The 17,534-nt window shown below is 33.6% G+C and carries 15 protein-coding genes; 1 reads left to right on the top strand and 14 read right to left on the bottom strand.

Features of this window, described 5'->3' with window-relative positions; all coding sequences use genetic code 11:
- Nucleotides 1-68: 68 nt before the first annotated feature.
- A complete protein-coding gene (locus MKY04_RS06065) occupies nt 69-1,259 on the top strand; it encodes an MFS transporter (RefSeq protein ID WP_346235520.1) in 1,191 nt (396 codons plus the stop codon).
- A 275-nt stretch (nt 1,260-1,534) separates the two neighbouring features.
- Here MKY04_RS06065 and MKY04_RS06060 read toward each other — a convergent pair whose 3' ends face one another.
- From MKY04_RS06060 to MKY04_RS05995, 14 genes are all read right to left on the bottom strand, one after another.
- Nucleotides 1,535-1,975 (bottom strand): hypothetical protein, encoded by a 441-nt coding sequence (locus MKY04_RS06060; RefSeq protein WP_346235519.1) that lies wholly within the window; start codon nt 1,973-1,975, stop codon nt 1,535-1,537.
- Nucleotides 1,976-2,061: 86 nt separating this feature from the next.
- Entirely contained in the window at nt 2,062-2,829 is a 768-nt protein-coding gene (locus MKY04_RS06055) for a hypothetical protein (RefSeq protein WP_346235518.1), read from the bottom strand.
- Nucleotides 2,830-3,058: 229 nt separating this feature from the next.
- Nucleotides 3,059-4,177 (bottom strand): N-acetyldiaminopimelate deacetylase, encoded by a 1,119-nt coding sequence (locus MKY04_RS06050; RefSeq protein WP_126295550.1) that lies wholly within the window; start codon nt 4,175-4,177, stop codon nt 3,059-3,061.
- Nucleotides 4,178-4,189: 12 nt separating this feature from the next.
- Nucleotides 4,190-4,906: a 2,3,4,5-tetrahydropyridine-2,6-dicarboxylate N-acetyltransferase gene (dapD, locus tag MKY04_RS06045; RefSeq protein WP_126295551.1), complete on the bottom strand. Its 717-nt coding sequence runs from the start codon at nt 4,904-4,906 to the stop codon at nt 4,190-4,192.
- 120 nt (nt 4,907-5,026) lie between these two features.
- Complete coding sequence (locus MKY04_RS06040) at nt 5,027-5,920, bottom strand: LysR family transcriptional regulator (RefSeq protein WP_126295570.1); 894 nt, start codon at nt 5,918-5,920, stop codon at nt 5,027-5,029.
- Nucleotides 5,921-6,150: 230 nt separating this feature from the next.
- Entirely contained in the window at nt 6,151-6,591 is a 441-nt protein-coding gene (cbpB, locus tag MKY04_RS06035) for a cyclic-di-AMP-binding protein CbpB (RefSeq protein ID WP_126295552.1), read from the bottom strand.
- A 145-nt stretch (nt 6,592-6,736) separates the two neighbouring features.
- A complete protein-coding gene (locus tag MKY04_RS06030; RefSeq protein ID WP_126295553.1) occupies nt 6,737-6,976 on the bottom strand; it encodes a short-chain dehydrogenase in 240 nt (79 codons plus the stop codon).
- Nucleotides 6,977-7,126: 150 nt separating this feature from the next.
- On the bottom strand, nt 7,127-7,894 hold the full coding sequence (gene fadH / locus MKY04_RS06025; RefSeq protein ID WP_126295554.1) for a 2,4-dienoyl-CoA reductase: 768 nt from the start codon (nt 7,892-7,894) through the stop codon (nt 7,127-7,129).
- Nucleotides 7,895-8,027: 133 nt separating this feature from the next.
- Nucleotides 8,028-9,677 carry a putative bifunctional diguanylate cyclase/phosphodiesterase gene (locus MKY04_RS06020; RefSeq protein WP_246020435.1) on the bottom strand — a complete coding sequence of 550 codons (1,650 nt, stop codon included), beginning with the start codon at nt 9,675-9,677 and terminating at the stop codon, nt 8,028-8,030.
- A 626-nt stretch (nt 9,678-10,303) separates the two neighbouring features.
- Nucleotides 10,304-12,394 carry an RNA degradosome polyphosphate kinase gene (locus MKY04_RS06015; protein ID WP_246020437.1) on the bottom strand — a complete coding sequence of 697 codons (2,091 nt, stop codon included), beginning with the start codon at nt 12,392-12,394 and terminating at the stop codon, nt 10,304-10,306.
- Between the two features lie 65 nt (nt 12,395-12,459).
- Nucleotides 12,460-14,001: a Ppx/GppA family phosphatase gene (locus tag MKY04_RS06010; protein WP_126295557.1), complete on the bottom strand. Its 1,542-nt coding sequence runs from the start codon at nt 13,999-14,001 to the stop codon at nt 12,460-12,462.
- A gap of 210 nt (nt 14,002-14,211) precedes the next feature.
- The gene (locus MKY04_RS06005) at nt 14,212-15,114 is read right to left on the bottom strand and encodes a chemotaxis protein (RefSeq protein WP_126295558.1); all 903 of its coding nucleotides are present in this window, start codon (nt 15,112-15,114) and stop codon (nt 14,212-14,214) included.
- A 71-nt stretch (nt 15,115-15,185) separates the two neighbouring features.
- A complete protein-coding gene (locus MKY04_RS06000) occupies nt 15,186-16,511 on the bottom strand; it encodes an MFS transporter (RefSeq protein WP_126295559.1) in 1,326 nt (441 codons plus the stop codon).
- Nucleotides 16,512-16,543: 32 nt separating this feature from the next.
- Nucleotides 16,544-17,419, bottom strand: a complete 876-nt coding sequence (locus tag MKY04_RS05995) for an NAD(P)-dependent oxidoreductase (RefSeq protein WP_126295560.1) — start codon at nt 17,417-17,419, stop codon at nt 16,544-16,546.
- Between the last annotated feature and the right edge of the window lie 115 nt (nt 17,420-17,534).

Genomic DNA, 17,534 nt, shown 5'->3' with positions numbered 1-17,534 from the left:
ATGGTAAGCTATTGAATACAATTAATTTTTACATATTTTCGGATGTAGTATGAGAAAGGTGGACAGTAATGTCTCAAAAAAAGAAAAAAATAGCTTTGCTAATTTTAATGTTTAATATGTTTATTACAATGGGTGGTATAGGAATTATTATTCCTGTATTACCCTCTTATTTGGAGAAATTCGGTGTAGGTGGTCAAGTTCTAGGATTTTTAATCGCTGTATTTGCATTTGCACAATTTTTATTGTCGCCTGTTGCAGGGGATTTATCAGACCGTTACGGCCGAAAAATATTAATTATCGGTGGGCTAATTGTTTATGGTATATCTCAATTGTTATTTGGATTAGCCACTGAAGTTTGGATACTTTTCCTTTCACGCTTCTTAAGCGGAGTTGGTGCAGCTTTCATTATGCCGCCTATCATGGCTTATGTAGCAGATATTACAACTATTGAAGAACGAGGAAAAGGCATGGGAATGATTGGCGCAGCTATTTCATTAGGTTTCATGATTGGACCTGGTTTAGGAGGATTTTTAGCCAACGTAGACTTGCATTTCCCATTCTTTTTAGCTGGTTCTGTAGCATTGGCTGCGGCTATTTTATCGTTTGTCGTATTACCAAATATAAAACCGCAAATTGAAGAGGCTAATATTCAACCTCGTGATAACTTAATACAACAATTAGTTCGTTCAGTAAAAACACCTTATTTTATTTTATTAATTGTTGTACTTACTTTCAGTTTTGGTATTGCTAACTTCCAAGCTACCTTATCCATGTTTTTAACTCTTAAATTTGATTATTCACCAACTGATATTGCAATTGTTATTACTGTAGGTGGTTTTGTCGGTGTAGTTCTTCAAATGTTTATTATTGATAAATTATTTAAACGATATGGTGAAATGAAAGTTATTTTAGTTAATTTAGTTGTAGCCGCTATTACAATGCTATTAATGATTTATGTTGGTGGTTTCTTTATTATTTTAGCAGTTTCAACAGTTTTCCAAATCTCTACTATATTTATCAGACCTGCAGCAAATTCGTTAATTTCTAAATTTGCTGGGGCTGATCAAGGATTTGCGGCTGGTATGAACAACGCATACATGAGTTTAGGCAATATGATAGGACCTGCATTAGCAGGAGTCTTACTTGAATGGAAGATTCCTTCACCTTTTATATTAGGTTGCATCATTCTATTAGGTTGCTTTGTTTTAGCATATAGCTGGACAATAAAAAAGGCTCCAAAGTTAATGCGTGCTGAATAGAACAAAAAGTTGCACTCTAAAAATTGCAACATGTACACATTAAAAGAATTATTTATTTAAAAGGGAGATCCAGTTTCATTTGGATTTCCCTCTCTTTATTTAAATTTAAAAAATTAGAGTTTATTGTCTAGCTTCATTGGAAACTTAGCTTAACCTTAACCTCACCCCGAAATATTTTGTGTATCGTTTCCCCTAAAAAAGTAATAATTGATTCTTTGTTTATTTTAGTTCTTATACAAGAAGCTCTTAAAAAGCTACTTCTTTGTTGAACGATGCTAATTCCAAAAATTAAAAATAATCTCTCCATTTGTATTTGGGCGCCAATGCCTCACAATTTTTAATTCACTGTCCGATAAATCATGTATGTTTGGATTAAAATGCTCATTTAAGAATGCTGCTCCTAAAACTGTATAATAAGGATTTAATTCTAACATTAAATTTTTATAATCTAAAAATTGTATCTGAAATTCATTTATATATGAAGCGATTGCAGCATAAGGGAAAAATTCGTGCAGTAAAATAGATACTACGGTATCACCAATCTCTATATCTATACAAAAATAATTTAGTGGGTAGCTAGGTGGAAACCAATCATTTACTTTGCCATTAACTTTTCTAGCAAAATCATATACCACTCTTTGAAATAGGTGTCCATCCATTTGTTCTATTTTAATTTCTTTATTTATTAAACTAGTAATATTCATTGGTAATCGCATTCATTCACCTCATGAAAACAACTAATAAATTAATAAATTTAGGGAAGCTTCAGATGAAAATGTAGTTAGCCTCGTTAAAGTAAGAATTAGTTTGGAACAACATATATAGCAGGGGTTTCACCTTTAATTTCAACTTTAGCTGCCTCTCCATTTTCTTTTCTCCACTGTTCTTCCATAAATCCAGGCAATGTTGCCAATACATAATAATTTGTATAGTGATTCGGTGATACGTTCATTTCAATATAATTGTTTTCATTCGGAAGTCTCGACTTTTCTAAAAAGAATTGTCCATCCCTTTTTTTTAAATAGTTATATAAAATCAGTTCTCCCTCTACACTCATAAGCCGCAATAAAAACGAATCCTCTTCGTAACGGACAATTTCCTTAAGTTCCACGCTACGTTCAATATACTCAAAAGGTTTTTCGTAAACCGAATTTAATAGTAAATAATCGAGCTCTTCTTCGTTGCCATCAACCATCGTAGAATAATGCGAAAACATAACAACTCCATTTTGATCTACGCGATAATATTCATTGCGATATTTATAATTATTTGCAACAACACGATACTCATAAGGAGTATCGCCCTCCTCAAGTATCTTTGGCGATATATCAAATTCATATTTTGGATACTGTTTATGTAAATAATCCACTAAGATCTCATATCTCTCAGCATGTTGTTGTTGGATATAATAAGGTCGTAAAGCGAAAAATAAAATGAAGACAACTACTGAAAAAATCGTCACGGTAAGAGCTATTTTTTTCTTCTTCCGAAATATAAACCAAACAATAGCCAGTACAATAACGAGTATGCTGCCAAAAAATATCATTTGAATTAGCTCAACTGGACTCATTTTGCTTCCTCCCTCTAATTATTTTCAACACCGTTATGGAATATATTACCACTGAAAATTCGAATATTCTCATTAATTAATAAATTATTTAATAATTATACTTGCCTTGAAGTTTTCGATGCAGAATAAAAAGTTCTTTATTTTGGAAAATAAAAAGTGTAAACAAAGTTAATTTTGACTTTGCCTACACTTTTTTAGAACATATCTTAAATATTTGTACGTTTTAAGTTTATAAACTTCTTATGAATTGCTCAACAAAGTTTGCATTGAATGTTAGTAGATCTTCATCAGGACTTATTTTTGCATGATGTAGCCCATACTCACAGTTTGCTCCTGCCCAATACAAGGCTCCTGGTATTTCCTTTAAGAAATAGCCAAAATCTTCACCAGTCATTGCTGCAGAACAAGTTACAGCCTGACAATCTTCAAAGCTTTCAGCAAATGCTAATAACTGATTTGCACATTGTTCATTATTATTTACTTCATAATACATAGAACCGTAATCAATTGTTATATCACATTCAAATGAAGCTTCAATACCAGCACAGATTGCTTCAATGCGGCGTTTAACCTCTGCCATTGCTGAAGCATTCAATGTACGAATCGTGCCTTCTAATCTAGCATTTTCTGCTATTATATTTTGCACCGTACCAGACGTCATCTTACCAATTGTTACAACAGCACTATCTAATGGATTCACATTGCGGCTAACAATTGTTTGAAGCTGTAATATTAAATTAGCGGCAGCTATAGTCATATCACGAGTTTTATGAGGATAAGCTGCATGACCACCAAGACCTTTTAAATCAATAAACAGCTCAGATGTATTAGCAAACAACAGTCCTGCTCTTGTTGCAACCGTTCCTACTGGATATTCTGGTGCAATATGAAGAGCATAGATTTCGTCAGGTAAAAGGTCAGGACGTTCTGTTTTTAACCAATTTAACATTGGTTCAGCTCCGCCCGGACCTTCTTCTGCAGGTTGGAAATAAACAACGACATTTTGTTTTGGCTGTGTAGTCGCAAATGCACTCACTAATGCAAGCGCGATAGTCATATGACAATCATGTCCACATGCATGCATTTTCCCTTCATGCGTCGATGAAAATGGCAAGCCTGTTTCTTCTGTGATTGGCAATCCATCAATATCTGTACGCCAGCCAATTGTTTTCGATGGATTACTCCCTGTAATCTTTACAACAATACCCGTATTCCAAGTCGTAATACTTAAATAATCTTGAGGAAATTGAGCTATTGTTTTAAGTAAATACTGTTGAGTTTTAAATTCTTGAAATCCAAGCTCGGGTATTTGATGTAACTCTCTTCGAATTTGGATGAGTGTATCCATCTTTCCACCTTCTTAAATATTTCTAAGTGCATCAATAATTTCAGTTTTTGATTTAGTTTTGTCGTCTAGTTGTTTTAATACACGTGCAGGAACGCCTCCAACTACTGTATATGGTTCGACATCACTAATTACTATGGCACCAGCAGCAACCACCGCACCTTTACCAACTCGAACACCTTCTAATACTACTGCATTAGCACCGATAACTACATCATCTTCAATAATAACTGGTGTTGCTGAAGGTGGCTCAATTACGCCAGCAAGCACTGTTCCTGCACCGATATGACAGTTTTTACCTACAGTAGCTCGTCCACCTAATACAGCACCCATATCAATCATTGTTTTTTCACCAATTTCAGCACCAATATTAATGATAGCACCCATCATAATAACAGCATTGTCGCCAATTGTTACTTGATCACGAATGATTGCACCCGGCTCAATACGTGCGTTTTGGTGTTTTAGATCGAGTAAAGGTACACCAGAATTGCGACGATCATTTTCAACAACATAGTCTGTAATTTTATCGCCATGTTCTTTTAAAGCAGCTTCAATTTCATGCCATTCGCCGAAAACTACAGCATTGTTATTTTCACCGAATACTTTTGAATTTTCACCATATGTAAGGTCCGCAACACCCTCACCTTTTACAAATACTTTTACTGGTGTTACTTTTTTAGATTCTGATATAAATTGAATAATTTCTTGTGCATTTAATTTTTTAGACATTTTATTAACTCCTATCTATGTAAAATCATTTATTGAATAATTGTACTAAATTTTCAATCAAATAGCACGCTTTTCTAATTTGTTGATTTCCGTTCCAAATCTACTCATAACGAGTAAAATTCAATTATTTGAATAGTCATATAAACAGCTAGCGTGTTCCTTTACAACATCGACAAAGGCTGCGACTTGTCTTAGTTCGAAGGAGGAATCATAGCCAATTAACCAAGTATCACGTGTTAACCCTAAATCTTTTTCAGTATTCGTTAATGGTATTTTATTTACATCTTCTTCCCCATTTAATGTAATAGAAGGTAAAATTGCATAGCCAATCCCATTCATAGCCATTTGTTTACAAGTCTCAATTTGATCGACAATTATTTGTCGTCGAGGATTTGAAGAAAAATGACGCTGCCACCAAAGCTGAATTTCTTGATAGTAGTTTGAATCACTTTTAAATTGAATGAATGGGCGGTCTGTCGTTAGAATTTCATCAATATTTTTGATTTCTTTATCCACTAAATACATCATATCCCTGAATAAATGCACTTTTTTCCCTTTCCATTCGGCCTGGCCACGCACTATTCCTACCTGTGCCTCCCCCTCATAAAGAGCCTTCACAATTTCAGAACTCCAACCAGTTATTAAAGAAATTTTTGCATCTGGATATTGTGTAACAAAATCTTTCAGTACTTTCGGAAGCCAGTTTTGTCCAACAATTGAGGCACATGCAATTTTTAACGTACCATGCACTTTTGAATGAAGAGCTTGAATTGTTTCGAAAATCTCTTCTCTTCTAATAATTGTTTCATTTGCATATTGAATAACAAGCTCTCCAGCTGGAGTAGGGCTTAATCCTTTCTGGGATCGGATAAATAACTGAGCCCCCCATTCCTTTTCAATCGATTGAAGTCTTTGGGATAATGCCGGTTGTGTTAAAAACAATCTCTCGGCAGCTTTTCTCATATTTTTCTCTTCTGCTAAAATTTTTATAATTTCTGCTTCTGTTGCAGTCATATTTTTCACTCACTTTCAACGGCCTTAATAAAAATGCAATGTCCTTTTGCAGTGCATCGGCGATAATGCCAAATCTTCTTCTGTATAATACAATTCACTTCAAGCGATTGCCAGTATCTTTATAAAAAGATCAGATTCAAGAAGTATAGATTCTTTACGAAACAAATTTTATACTTTCATATTTAATAAAAATCGACAAAATCCAAACTTTAGGATTTTGTCGATATCTATTAATCTACTTGATAAATGTATTTTTTTAATTGTTTTAATATAACACGACGAGTTAAAATACCTGCAAAAGTTCCTTCTTCATCAACAACACATAAGAAAGCATGGTTAATAACTAAATCTAATGCTTTTTGAAATGTATCGGTAATTTTTAAAAATGTCACATTATTATCCATTACATCATCAACTTTTATATTCGGCAGCTTTTCATATTCGATTTTCTCCAGCCCCAATATTGATTCTGTAATCATTTTCATACTAAGTAAACCATGTAGACGATATTTAGTATCTAATACTGGAACTGATGAGTAGCCAGTTTTAGTTAAAACGAGTAAAGCATGTTCAGCACTATTACCAACTTGTACGTGAGCAACCTTCTCTGATGAAATTATAAAGTCGCTAATTGGTGTATCCAATAATGCTCTTGAGTTTGTTGAAATCATGACCTTCTACTCCTTTGCCTGTCAATAACTTTTCTGAACAGGATTACTACACTACTACTATCATATCACAATTTGTTCACAATTGACCATGATAAGGGGGTAGTATTTTTAGAGTAGAAGGTTAAATTTTGAAAAACTTCACATACTAGTATCCATATATTGACCAGTAATAAAAGATCATAATTCCTGTAAATAATCCAAATATAATGTACATAATGATGATTGGGTTCATTGCAATAGGATGATCTTTTACAATCTTACTTATTGGTGTATCAGTAGCAGATGCACGCTGTCTTGTTTTCTTCATCACACCTGCTGTTAAAAAGTATGAAACAAATACAATGATTGCCCCAGTAATAATGGTCGGTATTGTCCACATACCCATTTTGTTACACCCCCTTTTAATATAGAAAGTGTAATTAGTATGAGTCTAATACGACTTATTTTATTCTAATCTAAAGGACTTTACGTTTTACCTTTACTTGGGTTACCAATTTCACACAATAACATTTTATCCTTGAGCCTAATGTATTAATTAAAATGGAAATGGATTTAACCATTGTCCGCCATCGAGTGTTACACATTCGCCATTCATATATGATGCTTTATCGGACAAAATAAAAGTAGCTAAGTTCGCTATTTCTTCAGGAGTTCCAAGTCTTTTTAACGGTACTGAATGAATTGTTCGCTTTGCTTGCTCTTCAGACTCCCAAAGCTTATCCGCCCCACCTGTCCGTTCAATTGGACCAGGTGCGATTCCATTGACACGAATGCCATATTTATGTCCCCACTCTACTGCTAATGTTCGAGTAAGCGACAAAACACCTGCTTTTGCAGCGGCAGAATGTACTACGCCCGCTCCAGCACCCCATGCATACGTAGCAACCATATTTAGAATCTTCCCCTTAACCCCTTGTTCAATCCAATATTTCCCTACCTCTGAAGAACAATAAAATGTTCCATTTAGTACAATATCAATAACCGCTTTCCAACCATTAGGTGAAAGCTGCTCGGCTGCAACTAAAAAATTTCCTGCTGCATTATTTACTAAACCATCCACTTTACCGTATGTTTCAACAGTAAATTTCACCATTTCCTTAACATGTTCTATTTCTCGAACATCCATTTGAAATGTTTCAATTGTACTTCCAATTGACTGTATTTCATTTTTTGCTTCCTGCAACCTTGTTTTATCACGTCCAGTAATTACAACATTAGCCCCTTCAGCAACAAATTGCTTTGCCATAGCAAGTCCCATTCCACTAGAACCGCCAGTAATAATAATTGTTTCGTTTTTTAACATTTAAATCCCCCATTTTCCCCAAAAATTTTGAACTTTCAATTTTATCTTACTATATATGTATTTTAGAAAAAAATAGAAAATGATAGAAAAAAACCAACAAATTCTATTGTTTAATAAAATTTGTTGGTTTTGTTTATTGTAATAAATATTGTTTAACAATTTCTTCAACTGGAAGAGGTTTATTATATAAATACCCCTGCCCTTTTTTACAACAGTGTTTCTTTAAAAAGATTTCTTGCGATTTTTCTTCTACCCCTTCAGCAATAACATCCATACCAAGATTCTGTGATAGTGCAATAATTGCTTTTACAATTGCTTCATTTTTTTCATCTCTGTTAATATCTGAAATGAAAGATTGATCAATTTTAATAATATCAATCGGGTATTTTTTCAAATAACTTAATGATGAGTAGCCTGTTCCAAAATCATCTACTGAAACATAAACTCCTAATGCTTTTAAGCTCTTTAGTATTGCTTCGGTTTCATCGACATTCACCATCGAACTTTCGGTTATTTCCAGCTCTATATATTTTGGATCTATATCATATTTCGAAAGTAATTGTTTAATTTTCTCTGCAAAGTTTTCTTGTTTAAATTGTTTTGGTGAAATATTGACTGCAACTCGAACTGGCCGGTAGCCTTTTTCTTTCCATTGTTGCTGATACTTGCAAACCTGTTCTAAAATCCAATCACCAATTTGAATAATAAGCCCTGATGATTCTGCAAGTGGAATAAATTGAGATGGCGGGACAAATCCAAATTTTGGATTATTCCATCGGGTTAAAGCTTCAAAGCTGTCAATTTCATATGTGTCATAATCAATTTGTGGCTGCAAATGAATTGAAAGTTCATTAAACTCAATCGCACGTCTTAAATGTGCTTCCATCAACACTTCATTTTGGAAAGTATGGCTCATCTCTTCACGATAATAACGGTAATGAGCACGACCGCGTTTTTTCACATAAAATAGTGCTTGTTCAGCTTGAAATAATAACTTTTCCAAATCACGACTTTGATCAGATAAAATAGTTGAAATCCCTATAGAACACGTTACAAAATATTCCTGCTCATCAATAACGAAAGGCTCCTTAAGCTGATCTAAAATTAGATTTGCCATTAGTTCTACTTCTTCACAAATACAATATCGGATTAAAAAGATAAATTCATCGCCGTTATAATGAAATAATTCACATGTTTCATTTCGCAATTTATTAAATCTTTCGCTAATCTGTTTAATCATTCTATCGGCTTTCTTTTTTCCAAGTGATTCATTATACTTTTTAAAACGATCTATATCAATAAGTAATAAAGCGATATTTTTATCATCTTTATAATCGCGGTAATACTCTGACCAACGAACATTTAAAGCACGTCGATTTAATAAACCAGTGTTTTCTTCTTGAAAGGTAGAAGGACTAAATGGATTATTATCATGTTCTATTTGTTTAATAATGATTGCATAATATATTTCTCCATTTGAAGAAATGCCTTCAACAAAGATTGAAAAACTTTTCAATTCATTGATTGTTATGTATTGTATGTCCTGGTATTGTTCTTGGATGATCTCTAAAATTTTCGTCCAATTCATACACTGAAGAAATTTTTCTGCGTCCATTCCCTTTGTAAAAGGTATAGGCGACAAAATCGATGCCTTAGAATTAATCAATTCTACAGTGTATGCTTTTTCATCCTGTTGTTTTAAAATAACAACAGCATCAAATGGATTAAGTTTTATGATATCACGCAAATAATTTTCAATCTCCATCCTTGGAAAATTAATCATCGTATTTCCTCCATTAATTACACTTAAAGTTGCTTTCAAAAAGTAGCGTGTAGTTGAAATATGCTTTAATATCATTTATGCCTTGGAGTATTACACTTGCCTTTAAAACTATGAGTGCAGTTGTATACATCTAGATTTGGAGATGCCCCTGCGGAACAAATAATGTTTGGAGAAGCGACAACACTCTAGGATAACTTCCTAAATTTACGCCTATCAAAATCCACGACACCTTCTACAATCTTTGGACCATAGTTTGCTTTGCTTTTCTCCCCCAGTAGGTTTGTAGGATTCCACAAAAAGAAAGCGCAAGCGTTCTTTAGCCTCCAGTGCGCTAAGCTTAACATAGCTTGTCTAGCAAACATACATTCTTCATATAACTCCCAAAGTACTTGTCCTCATGTACGTATACACTGTCTACAATTTTAGAAGTCCCGATCATGAAGTTTTACTAGTTTTCAAACGAAGCATGTAAATCACCCCAAGGAGCTACATGGCATGCCTATTTAATAAAAGCTTCTTAGTTCACCAACTTGGGGCAGGTTTTCGGCTGACGCTTCACTTTCTCAATAGAAACATTGCTGAATGAAGATAAAAACTACACTTTGTATGCGTACATCATAAACTTCTTATTCTTCTACTACGACCGCGCTCATCGCTTCTAATAAAAAATGTTCTTGAGAATTTAATTTATGCTCATTTTCACGGATCTTTTTATAATGATATTTACCTGTAGAATCTTGAACCCGCGCTTTTACCGTATCTGCTAACTCAGTTAGTAAAATGTTCATTACCCGTTGTTTTATGTCATTTGAGTATAATGGGAATAAAATTTCAACCCGCTTAACCATATTTCGCGTCATCATATCTGCTGAAGATAAATATAATTTATTTTCTCCATTATGATGGAACCAATAAATTCTTGAATGCTCTAAAAATCTTCCAACAATACTCGTTACAGTTATATTTTCGCTTATGCCTGGGATGCCAGGGCGCAAACAGCAAATACCACGAATAAGTAATTCTATTTTAACGCCATTATTAGATGCTTCATAGAGCTTCATCATTAAATCTTTATCAGTTAAAGAATTCATTTTTGCACGAATAAAGCCATTTCCAAACTTTTTGTGTAGGCGAATTTCTTCGTCAATTAATCTAATAAACTCATCCCGTATATCAAATGGTGCAACAACAAGATGGTGGAATTTTGGTTTTTCCGTATATCCACTTAAATAATTAAAGAAATTTGTTGCATCGATTCCAAATTCCTTGTTCGTCGTGATAATTCCTAAATCTGTATAAATTTTCGCGGTTGCATCATTATAATTACCAGTACCTAAGTGAACAAATCTTTCAATTTTCCCTTGATTTCGTCTAACAACAAGGGTAATTTTTGAGTGAGTTTTTAAATTATTAACTCCATAAATTACTAGACACCCAGCTTGCTCTAATTCTTTCGCCCAATGAACATTGTTTTCTTCATCAAATCTTGCCTTTAATTCAACTAATACAGTTACTTGTTTACCGTTCTCAGCAGCTTGTTTTAAAGCATGAATGATTGGTGAATTGCCGCTTACACGATAAAGAGTTTGTTTAATAGCTAAAACAGTTGGATCTTCTGAAGCTTCTATGATAAATTCAACAATCGGTTCGAAAGATTCATAAGGATGATGGAATAAAAGATCCTGTGTTAGTGCTTTTTCAAAAATATTTTCATGGGAATCTAAATCTTTTGGACGTTGCGGAATAAAACTTTCATATTCTAAATGTTCTCTTCCTATAGATATTTTCTTTACAAAGCCAAATAAAAAAGTTAAATCAAGTGGCCCATCAATTTTAAAAACATCAGATTCTTCGATTTCAAATTCTTCAAGTAAATAATCAAGAACCTCGTCGCTTATTTCACCATCACGAACTTCCAAACGACTTCCAACGCCCCATTTTCGTTTCTTTAATTCCTTTTCAATTTCTACAAGTAAATCCTGTGCACCTTCTTCATGGATTGTTAAATCAGCATTTCTTGTCAATCTGAATGCTTGGGTTGACTTTACATTATAGCCATAAAACAATTTATCAATTTGACTTGTAATAACGTCCTCTAACAGCACAAAAACTTTTTCACCATCATCGCTTGGAACCTCAATAAAGCGTTCTAAAACAGAAGGAACTTGTACAATTGCCACTTTTTCATTTTCCTCATAAATGTTGTTTTCTTCCAACATTACAAGCAAATTTAATGTTTTTCCCAACAGCGTTGGAAAAGGACGATAAGCATCCACTGCAACAGGAGTTAAAACCGGGAAAATAGTTTCCTCAAATAATAAATTGATATAATTTTTCTGATGTTCTTTTAAAGAACCAACCTCTCGAATATGCACTTTTTCTTGAGGAAGCAATTCGTAAATAATATGGTGGTAAACTTCCATTTGTCTTCGAACTAGTGCTTGAGTCCGCTGTGCAATTTTTGTTAACTGTTCTTTTGGTGTAAGCCCTGATTTATTTTCTGGTTTATGAAAACCTGCACGCACTTGATCTTGCAAGCCTGCCACTCGCACCATAAAGAATTCGTCAAGATTCGAACTAAAAATCGCCAAAAATTTCAATCTTTCAAGAAGTGGATTGTTTATATCCTCCGCCTCTTCCAACACACGCTCATTAAATGCCAGCCAGCTTAACTCACGATTATTATAATATTGCGGCTTTGCAATCTCTTCCAGCATTTCCTCATACGAATGGCCTTTTTGATTATTGCGTTCTTCAGGAGTATCAATTTGAATATCCAATGTCATCTCGTTTCACCCTTTAAAAATTGAATTTTTACTGGTTTTTTAAAAATGCGTTCAATATATTTCTTTTGTCGATCAGACTGATAAATTTCAGCAACTGAAATATTATCAGTTGTTATATTTACCAGAATTGTATCATGAAGTTTTTCTAGCATAATTGACTTTATAATATTCCGTTTTGACACGTTTAATGAATAAACAAATTTTAAAATTGCTCCATAATCCTTCAAAGCTTTTAATTCTTCACGACTAATCCATGATGTAAATGGTGCTGAAAAACGACGAAAATAGTCTTTATTTTTATATGATGCAAGCAAAGCCAATTTTACACGGTCCACATGATTCATTCCCGAAATCGATTGGTTGGCAATTAAATAAAACGTATGCTGATTTGAAGAATCAAGTTCAATATATTCTCCAATCGAATATAATTGTGCAGCCTTCTTTACTAAATCAAAATGTTTTTCATTATAAGAGAAGTAACCTAATCTACAGCATTCTTTATATAATTGTTCAGATATAGAAATAAGCATTTGACATTCTTCCTCTGAACGACCGTATTTAAATGTCATTCTTCTAGCATTTTCATCGTACACATTATATTTATCGAATGCTTTAGAGTCACTTTGCAGGACACGATTAATAATCAGCCCCTCCCGCAAGCCTTTTTTACTTATTTGGAATTCATTTGCGTCAACTTGAGCCATTAATACGTTGAAAACTTCCAATGCAATTCCAATGATGTCTGCACGGTCAGAAGAAAGTCCATCCAATTGTTTTAATTGTTCAAAAGTCATGCTATCAAGATAGCGGCTAAGTTCAATTAAGTCGACGTTTTTCATTTCATATTGATGGACGCCTGAAATAGGATAATTAATTAAATGCTGATGAACTTGAGCAACATTTCTGGCACTCCCACCAATTGCAATAATTGGCAGCTGAATATTTTGTATCCATTGTAATTTTTCAAATTGCTTTTTAACATATTGTTGCAATAACCTTTTTTCTTCGTCATTAATTATATCGCCGGATACAAATTTTTCTTTTAATGAAACGGTCCCAAAAGGAAAACTAATTGTTTTTTGCAGCTTTTTATTTTTAAATAATGTAATTTCTGTGGATCCTCCTCCAATGTCAATTGTGACGGCAGATGGAGTGTCCATTGAATGGGCAACAGCTACAAAACCAAAATATGCCTCTTCTTCTTCTGTTAATAAGTCAATTGATATTCCGGTCTCCTCCTCCATACGCCTAAGAATCTCCTTATTGTTTTTTGCTTGACGTACGGCCGCTGTTGCGGCTGCCTTAATATCAGTTATTTCGTAATCATCTAAAATTTCCTTAAATGATATTAGTGTATCTGCCAACACTTGTATGCCTTTCTCAGACATCTCACCATTAGATTGAATATAAGATCTTAATCTAGCTACCTTTTTAATATTTCCAAATTCACGTAGCCCTTCTTGTTTATTGTATTTATAAAGGACAAGCCGAATTGTATTTGATCCGATATCAATAATGGCAGTTTTAATTCTTTCCACAGGTATCACTTCTCTCTTTGCAATTTCAAGTGGGCTACTAAGTGATTTTTTACAAATCTATATACGTAACCTTCTAATTATAAGAATGGTTTAAAAAATATTTATTTAATCAAGTAAAATAATACAAAATGGTCGAATTTCCTTTTAAAGGTATCCGACCATATGTAATACGAAATATAAAATTTGTGGATACCTGAATGTATTTGACTTTTATAAAATTAATTCGTCTATTTTTAAAATTAGTTCAGCAATTTCAGGTTTACTAATTTGTTCTTCCGCACCTACTTCTTCTCCCTTATGACGAAGGTCGTCAGTAATTAAGCTTGAGAATATAATAACGGGAATTTTTTCTAAATCAGGATTTGATTTAATTTTCTTTGTTAAGTGATGACCGTCCATTTGTGGCATTTCAATATCTGTAATAACTAATTGAACAAGTTCTTCAATGTTTTTATCCGTATTTAAAAGCCCCTCTAAATAGTCGTAAGCATCACGTCCATTTTCAAAAAACTCTAGATTTACATACCCAGCTTCGTGCATTGTATCATACAGCAATTTGCGCAATAGCGGAGAATCTTCTGCACATACGATTTTTTTCTCAGATCGTTCACGTTTACCTAGCTTTTTCACTGATTCAACATTAATACCAGAATCCGGATTAATATCTACCATTATTTTTTCAAAGTCTAATAACAAGACCATCGAATTGTTTTGCTTAATCACACCAATAACTTGAGATGAGCCGCCTTGATACATATCAGAAGGCTTTTCAATTTTATCCCAAGAAATACGATGAATTTGTGTAACATTATCTACATGGAATACGACCTTTTGTTTATTAAATTCCGCAACAATATATTTTTGCTGTGCACTAAATGCACCATTAGGTATCCCAAGAACTTTCAGCATATCTACAACAGGTAATACTTCACCCCGTAATTGTACAATTCCTTCAACATGTGGATGAGCATGTGGAATAAAAGTAACCGGAATTGGTTGAATAATTTCCTTTACTTTAATGACATTTATACCAAATTTATTGTTAGCAACCTCAAACTCAACAATTTCAAGTTCGTTAGTTCCACTCTCAAGTAAGATACCTTTTTGCTGCATCACTTCTCGCTCCTTTTATTTCCTTCTCTGACTATATATAACTAGATTGTATCATAGGTAAAGCTTTTCTCCTATATTCGATTTTCATTTTCTAATTTAACTTTTGAATGAACGAGAACACCGATAATTGTTAGTACTATTAAGGAGCCAAGAGCAATGCGGCTAGCCAATGTTCCATAATCTTTTAGTACAAGAGTCACAGTTCCATATAGTGCTGGACCAATTATGGATGAAACTTTTCCGGAAAATGCAAAAAGTCCAAAAAACTGGCCTCTTTTTTCTTCAGGAGTTAATTCTATAATTAATGTTCTAGAAGTAACCCACATGGAACCAAGAGAAATCCCAAACATACTACCTGCAATCCAGAACATCCACTCTGCATTTGCAAAAACAGCAAGCAACAGTGCAGCTATCATAATATACGCAACAATGGATACAGCTTTTTTCGCTCCAATCGCTTTTGAAATATTGCCAAACGCCAAGGAACCAATCACTGAAGAAATAGTGCTAATTAAATATAAAATAATAAATTGACCAGAGCTAAATCCGATAATCGTCGTTGCATAAATTGCCATCATTGCAATTGTTGTGGCAATTGCATCATTTAGGAAAAAATAAGCAATCATAAAAGTAAAAATAGCTTTATATTTTTTCACTTCTTTAAATGTCTGGATAATTTCCTGATAGCCCCTGAAAAAACCTAACTTTTCTCTTTCACTTTTAGGAATTGGGCGATCCTTTACAAAGAAAAATAAAGGCAAAGAGAAAAGTAAATACATAATAGCTGTTGGAATAAAAGTTCGATGATAATTTCCATCGCTAACGAAAAAATAGACGAGCAGTCCGAATATTGTTCCTAAGTATCCGACTGCTACTCCAAAACCAGAGATGAGCGGCATTTCTTCTTTTGTGCCTAAATCCGGCATAATCGAATCATAAAATACTAAGCTCGAATTAAAGAAAAATTTTGCTATAACAAAACATATAATTACTAAGAATAAACTTAAAGGTATGCCCAAGTAATCAACGTTAAAATTAATACTCGCGAAAATACCCATTAAAAATGTAAAGATTATTGAGATTGATGCAAACCAAACTATAAAACGTTTTTTATACCCAGTGTTATCAACCCATACGCCGAAAAGAGGGGAAAAAATAACGATAAAAAAGCTTGCAATTGCATTCGCATAAGAAATAAACGTACTTGCTACTTGCTGCATCACTTCATCTGTACCTAATACTTCATCCATATAAAAGGGGAAGAAGACTGTATTAATATTCGATGAGAAAATCGTATTAGCAAAATCATAGAAAGCCCAGGATAATACAGGTAGAGACAAGTACAAGGCAAGTTGACTTCTTTCCCCTGGCAATTGATTTTTAAAAGGTTTCCCCATTATATCGCTCCTAAATTGGTTGATTTCACTTTTTAATCCGCTACGTAATATCTTATCAAGGCTTGTGTACCTTTTTCACCATAGCCCTTTTCCAATAAAGTGTTGTACAGCTGTTTTGAAAGCTTTAAACCTGGTAAATCTAAATTCATTTTCTCCGCTTCATCAATTGCAATTTTCATATCTTTTATAAAGTGTTTAATATAAAATCCAGGTTCTATATCACCTTTTATCATTCTAGGACCTAGATTGCTTAATGACCATGAACCTGCAGCTCCAGTTGATACAGATTGAAGAACTTTTTCAACATCTAACCCTGCCTTCAATCCATAGCTAATGGATTCACAAACCCCAATCATATTAGTTGATATTAAAATTTGATTACACATTTTCGTATGTTGTCCAGCGCCAGCTTCTCCTTGATATACTATATTCGAACCAAATAATTGTAGAATTGGCAATATCTTTTCAAACACTACTTTGTCGCCGCCGACCATAATAGATAATGTTCCGTTTTGGGCCCCCACATCGCCACCCGATACTGGTGCATCTATGCTTGATATGCCTTTTTCTTTTGCTATTTCATACAATTTTTTTGCTAATGACGGCTCAGATGTCGTCATATCAACTACGACGGAACCTGCCTTTGCAGATTGGAAAATACCGTTTTCCCCACAATAAACTTCTTCCACATCAGATGGAAAACCAACCATCGTAAAAATAATGTCTTTATCTTCCGCCGCTTCACGAGGTGTTTTAGCCCATTTTGCACCAAGCTCTAAAAGGTTTTCAGCTTTTGCTTTCGTTCGTGTATATACTGTAACTTCATGATTTGCTTTTAATAAATGTTTAATAATACTTGCTCCCATTACACCAGTTCCGATAAAAGCGATTCGATTTTTTTGTTCCATATATCATTACTCCTTTTTTATCATGTTACCATTCCATTTTATTGTAGTTTAACAAATCAACAAGGAATTGTAGATATTTTCAAAAAAAATAAATAATATTTTAATATTACTTAAT

The organism is Lysinibacillus telephonicus (assembly GCF_039654155.1).
Taxonomy (GTDB): domain Bacteria; phylum Bacillota; class Bacilli; order Bacillales_A; family Planococcaceae; genus Ureibacillus; species Ureibacillus telephonicus.
This window is presented reverse-complemented; position numbering and strand designations above follow the sequence as displayed.

What these genes read in the sequence shown, in the direction of transcription:
- MKY04_RS06065 (WP_346235520.1), top strand. Translation starts at nt 69, where the DNA reads ATGTCTCAAAAAAAGAAAAAAATAGCTTTGCTAATTTTAATGTTTAAT.
- fadH (WP_126295554.1), bottom strand. Translation starts at nt 7,894, where the DNA reads ATGTTAAAAAACGAAACAATTATTATTACTGGCGGTTCTAGTGGAATG.
- MKY04_RS06015 (WP_246020437.1), bottom strand. Translation starts at nt 12,394, where the DNA reads ATGCTGGAAGAGATTGCAAAGCCGCAATATTATAATAATCGTGAGTTA.
- MKY04_RS05995 (WP_126295560.1), bottom strand. Translation starts at nt 17,419, where the DNA reads ATGGAACAAAAAAATCGAATCGCTTTTATCGGAACTGGTGTAATGGGA.
- MKY04_RS06040 (WP_126295570.1), bottom strand. Translation starts at nt 5,920, where the DNA reads ATGACTGCAACAGAAGCAGAAATTATAAAAATTTTAGCAGAAGAGAAA.
- MKY04_RS06055 (WP_346235518.1), bottom strand. Translation starts at nt 2,829, where the DNA reads ATGAGTCCAGTTGAGCTAATTCAAATGATATTTTTTGGCAGCATACTC.
- MKY04_RS06050 (WP_126295550.1), bottom strand. Translation starts at nt 4,177, where the DNA reads ATGGATACACTCATCCAAATTCGAAGAGAGTTACATCAAATACCCGAG.
- cbpB (WP_126295552.1), bottom strand. Translation starts at nt 6,591, where the DNA reads ATGATTTCAACAAACTCAAGAGCATTATTGGATACACCAATTAGCGAC.
- MKY04_RS06000 (WP_126295559.1), bottom strand. Translation starts at nt 16,511, where the DNA reads ATGGGGAAACCTTTTAAAAATCAATTGCCAGGGGAAAGAAGTCAACTT.
- MKY04_RS06020 (WP_246020435.1), bottom strand. Translation starts at nt 9,677, where the DNA reads ATGATTAATTTTCCAAGGATGGAGATTGAAAATTATTTGCGTGATATC.
- MKY04_RS06005 (WP_126295558.1), bottom strand. Translation starts at nt 15,114, where the DNA reads ATGCAGCAAAAAGGTATCTTACTTGAGAGTGGAACTAACGAACTTGAA.
- MKY04_RS06060 (WP_346235519.1), bottom strand. Translation starts at nt 1,975, where the DNA reads ATGCGATTACCAATGAATATTACTAGTTTAATAAATAAAGAAATTAAA.
- dapD (WP_126295551.1), bottom strand. Translation starts at nt 4,906, where the DNA reads ATGTCTAAAAAATTAAATGCACAAGAAATTATTCAATTTATATCAGAA.
- MKY04_RS06030 (WP_126295553.1), bottom strand. Translation starts at nt 6,976, where the DNA reads ATGGGTATGTGGACAATACCGACCATTATTACTGGGGCAATCATTGTA.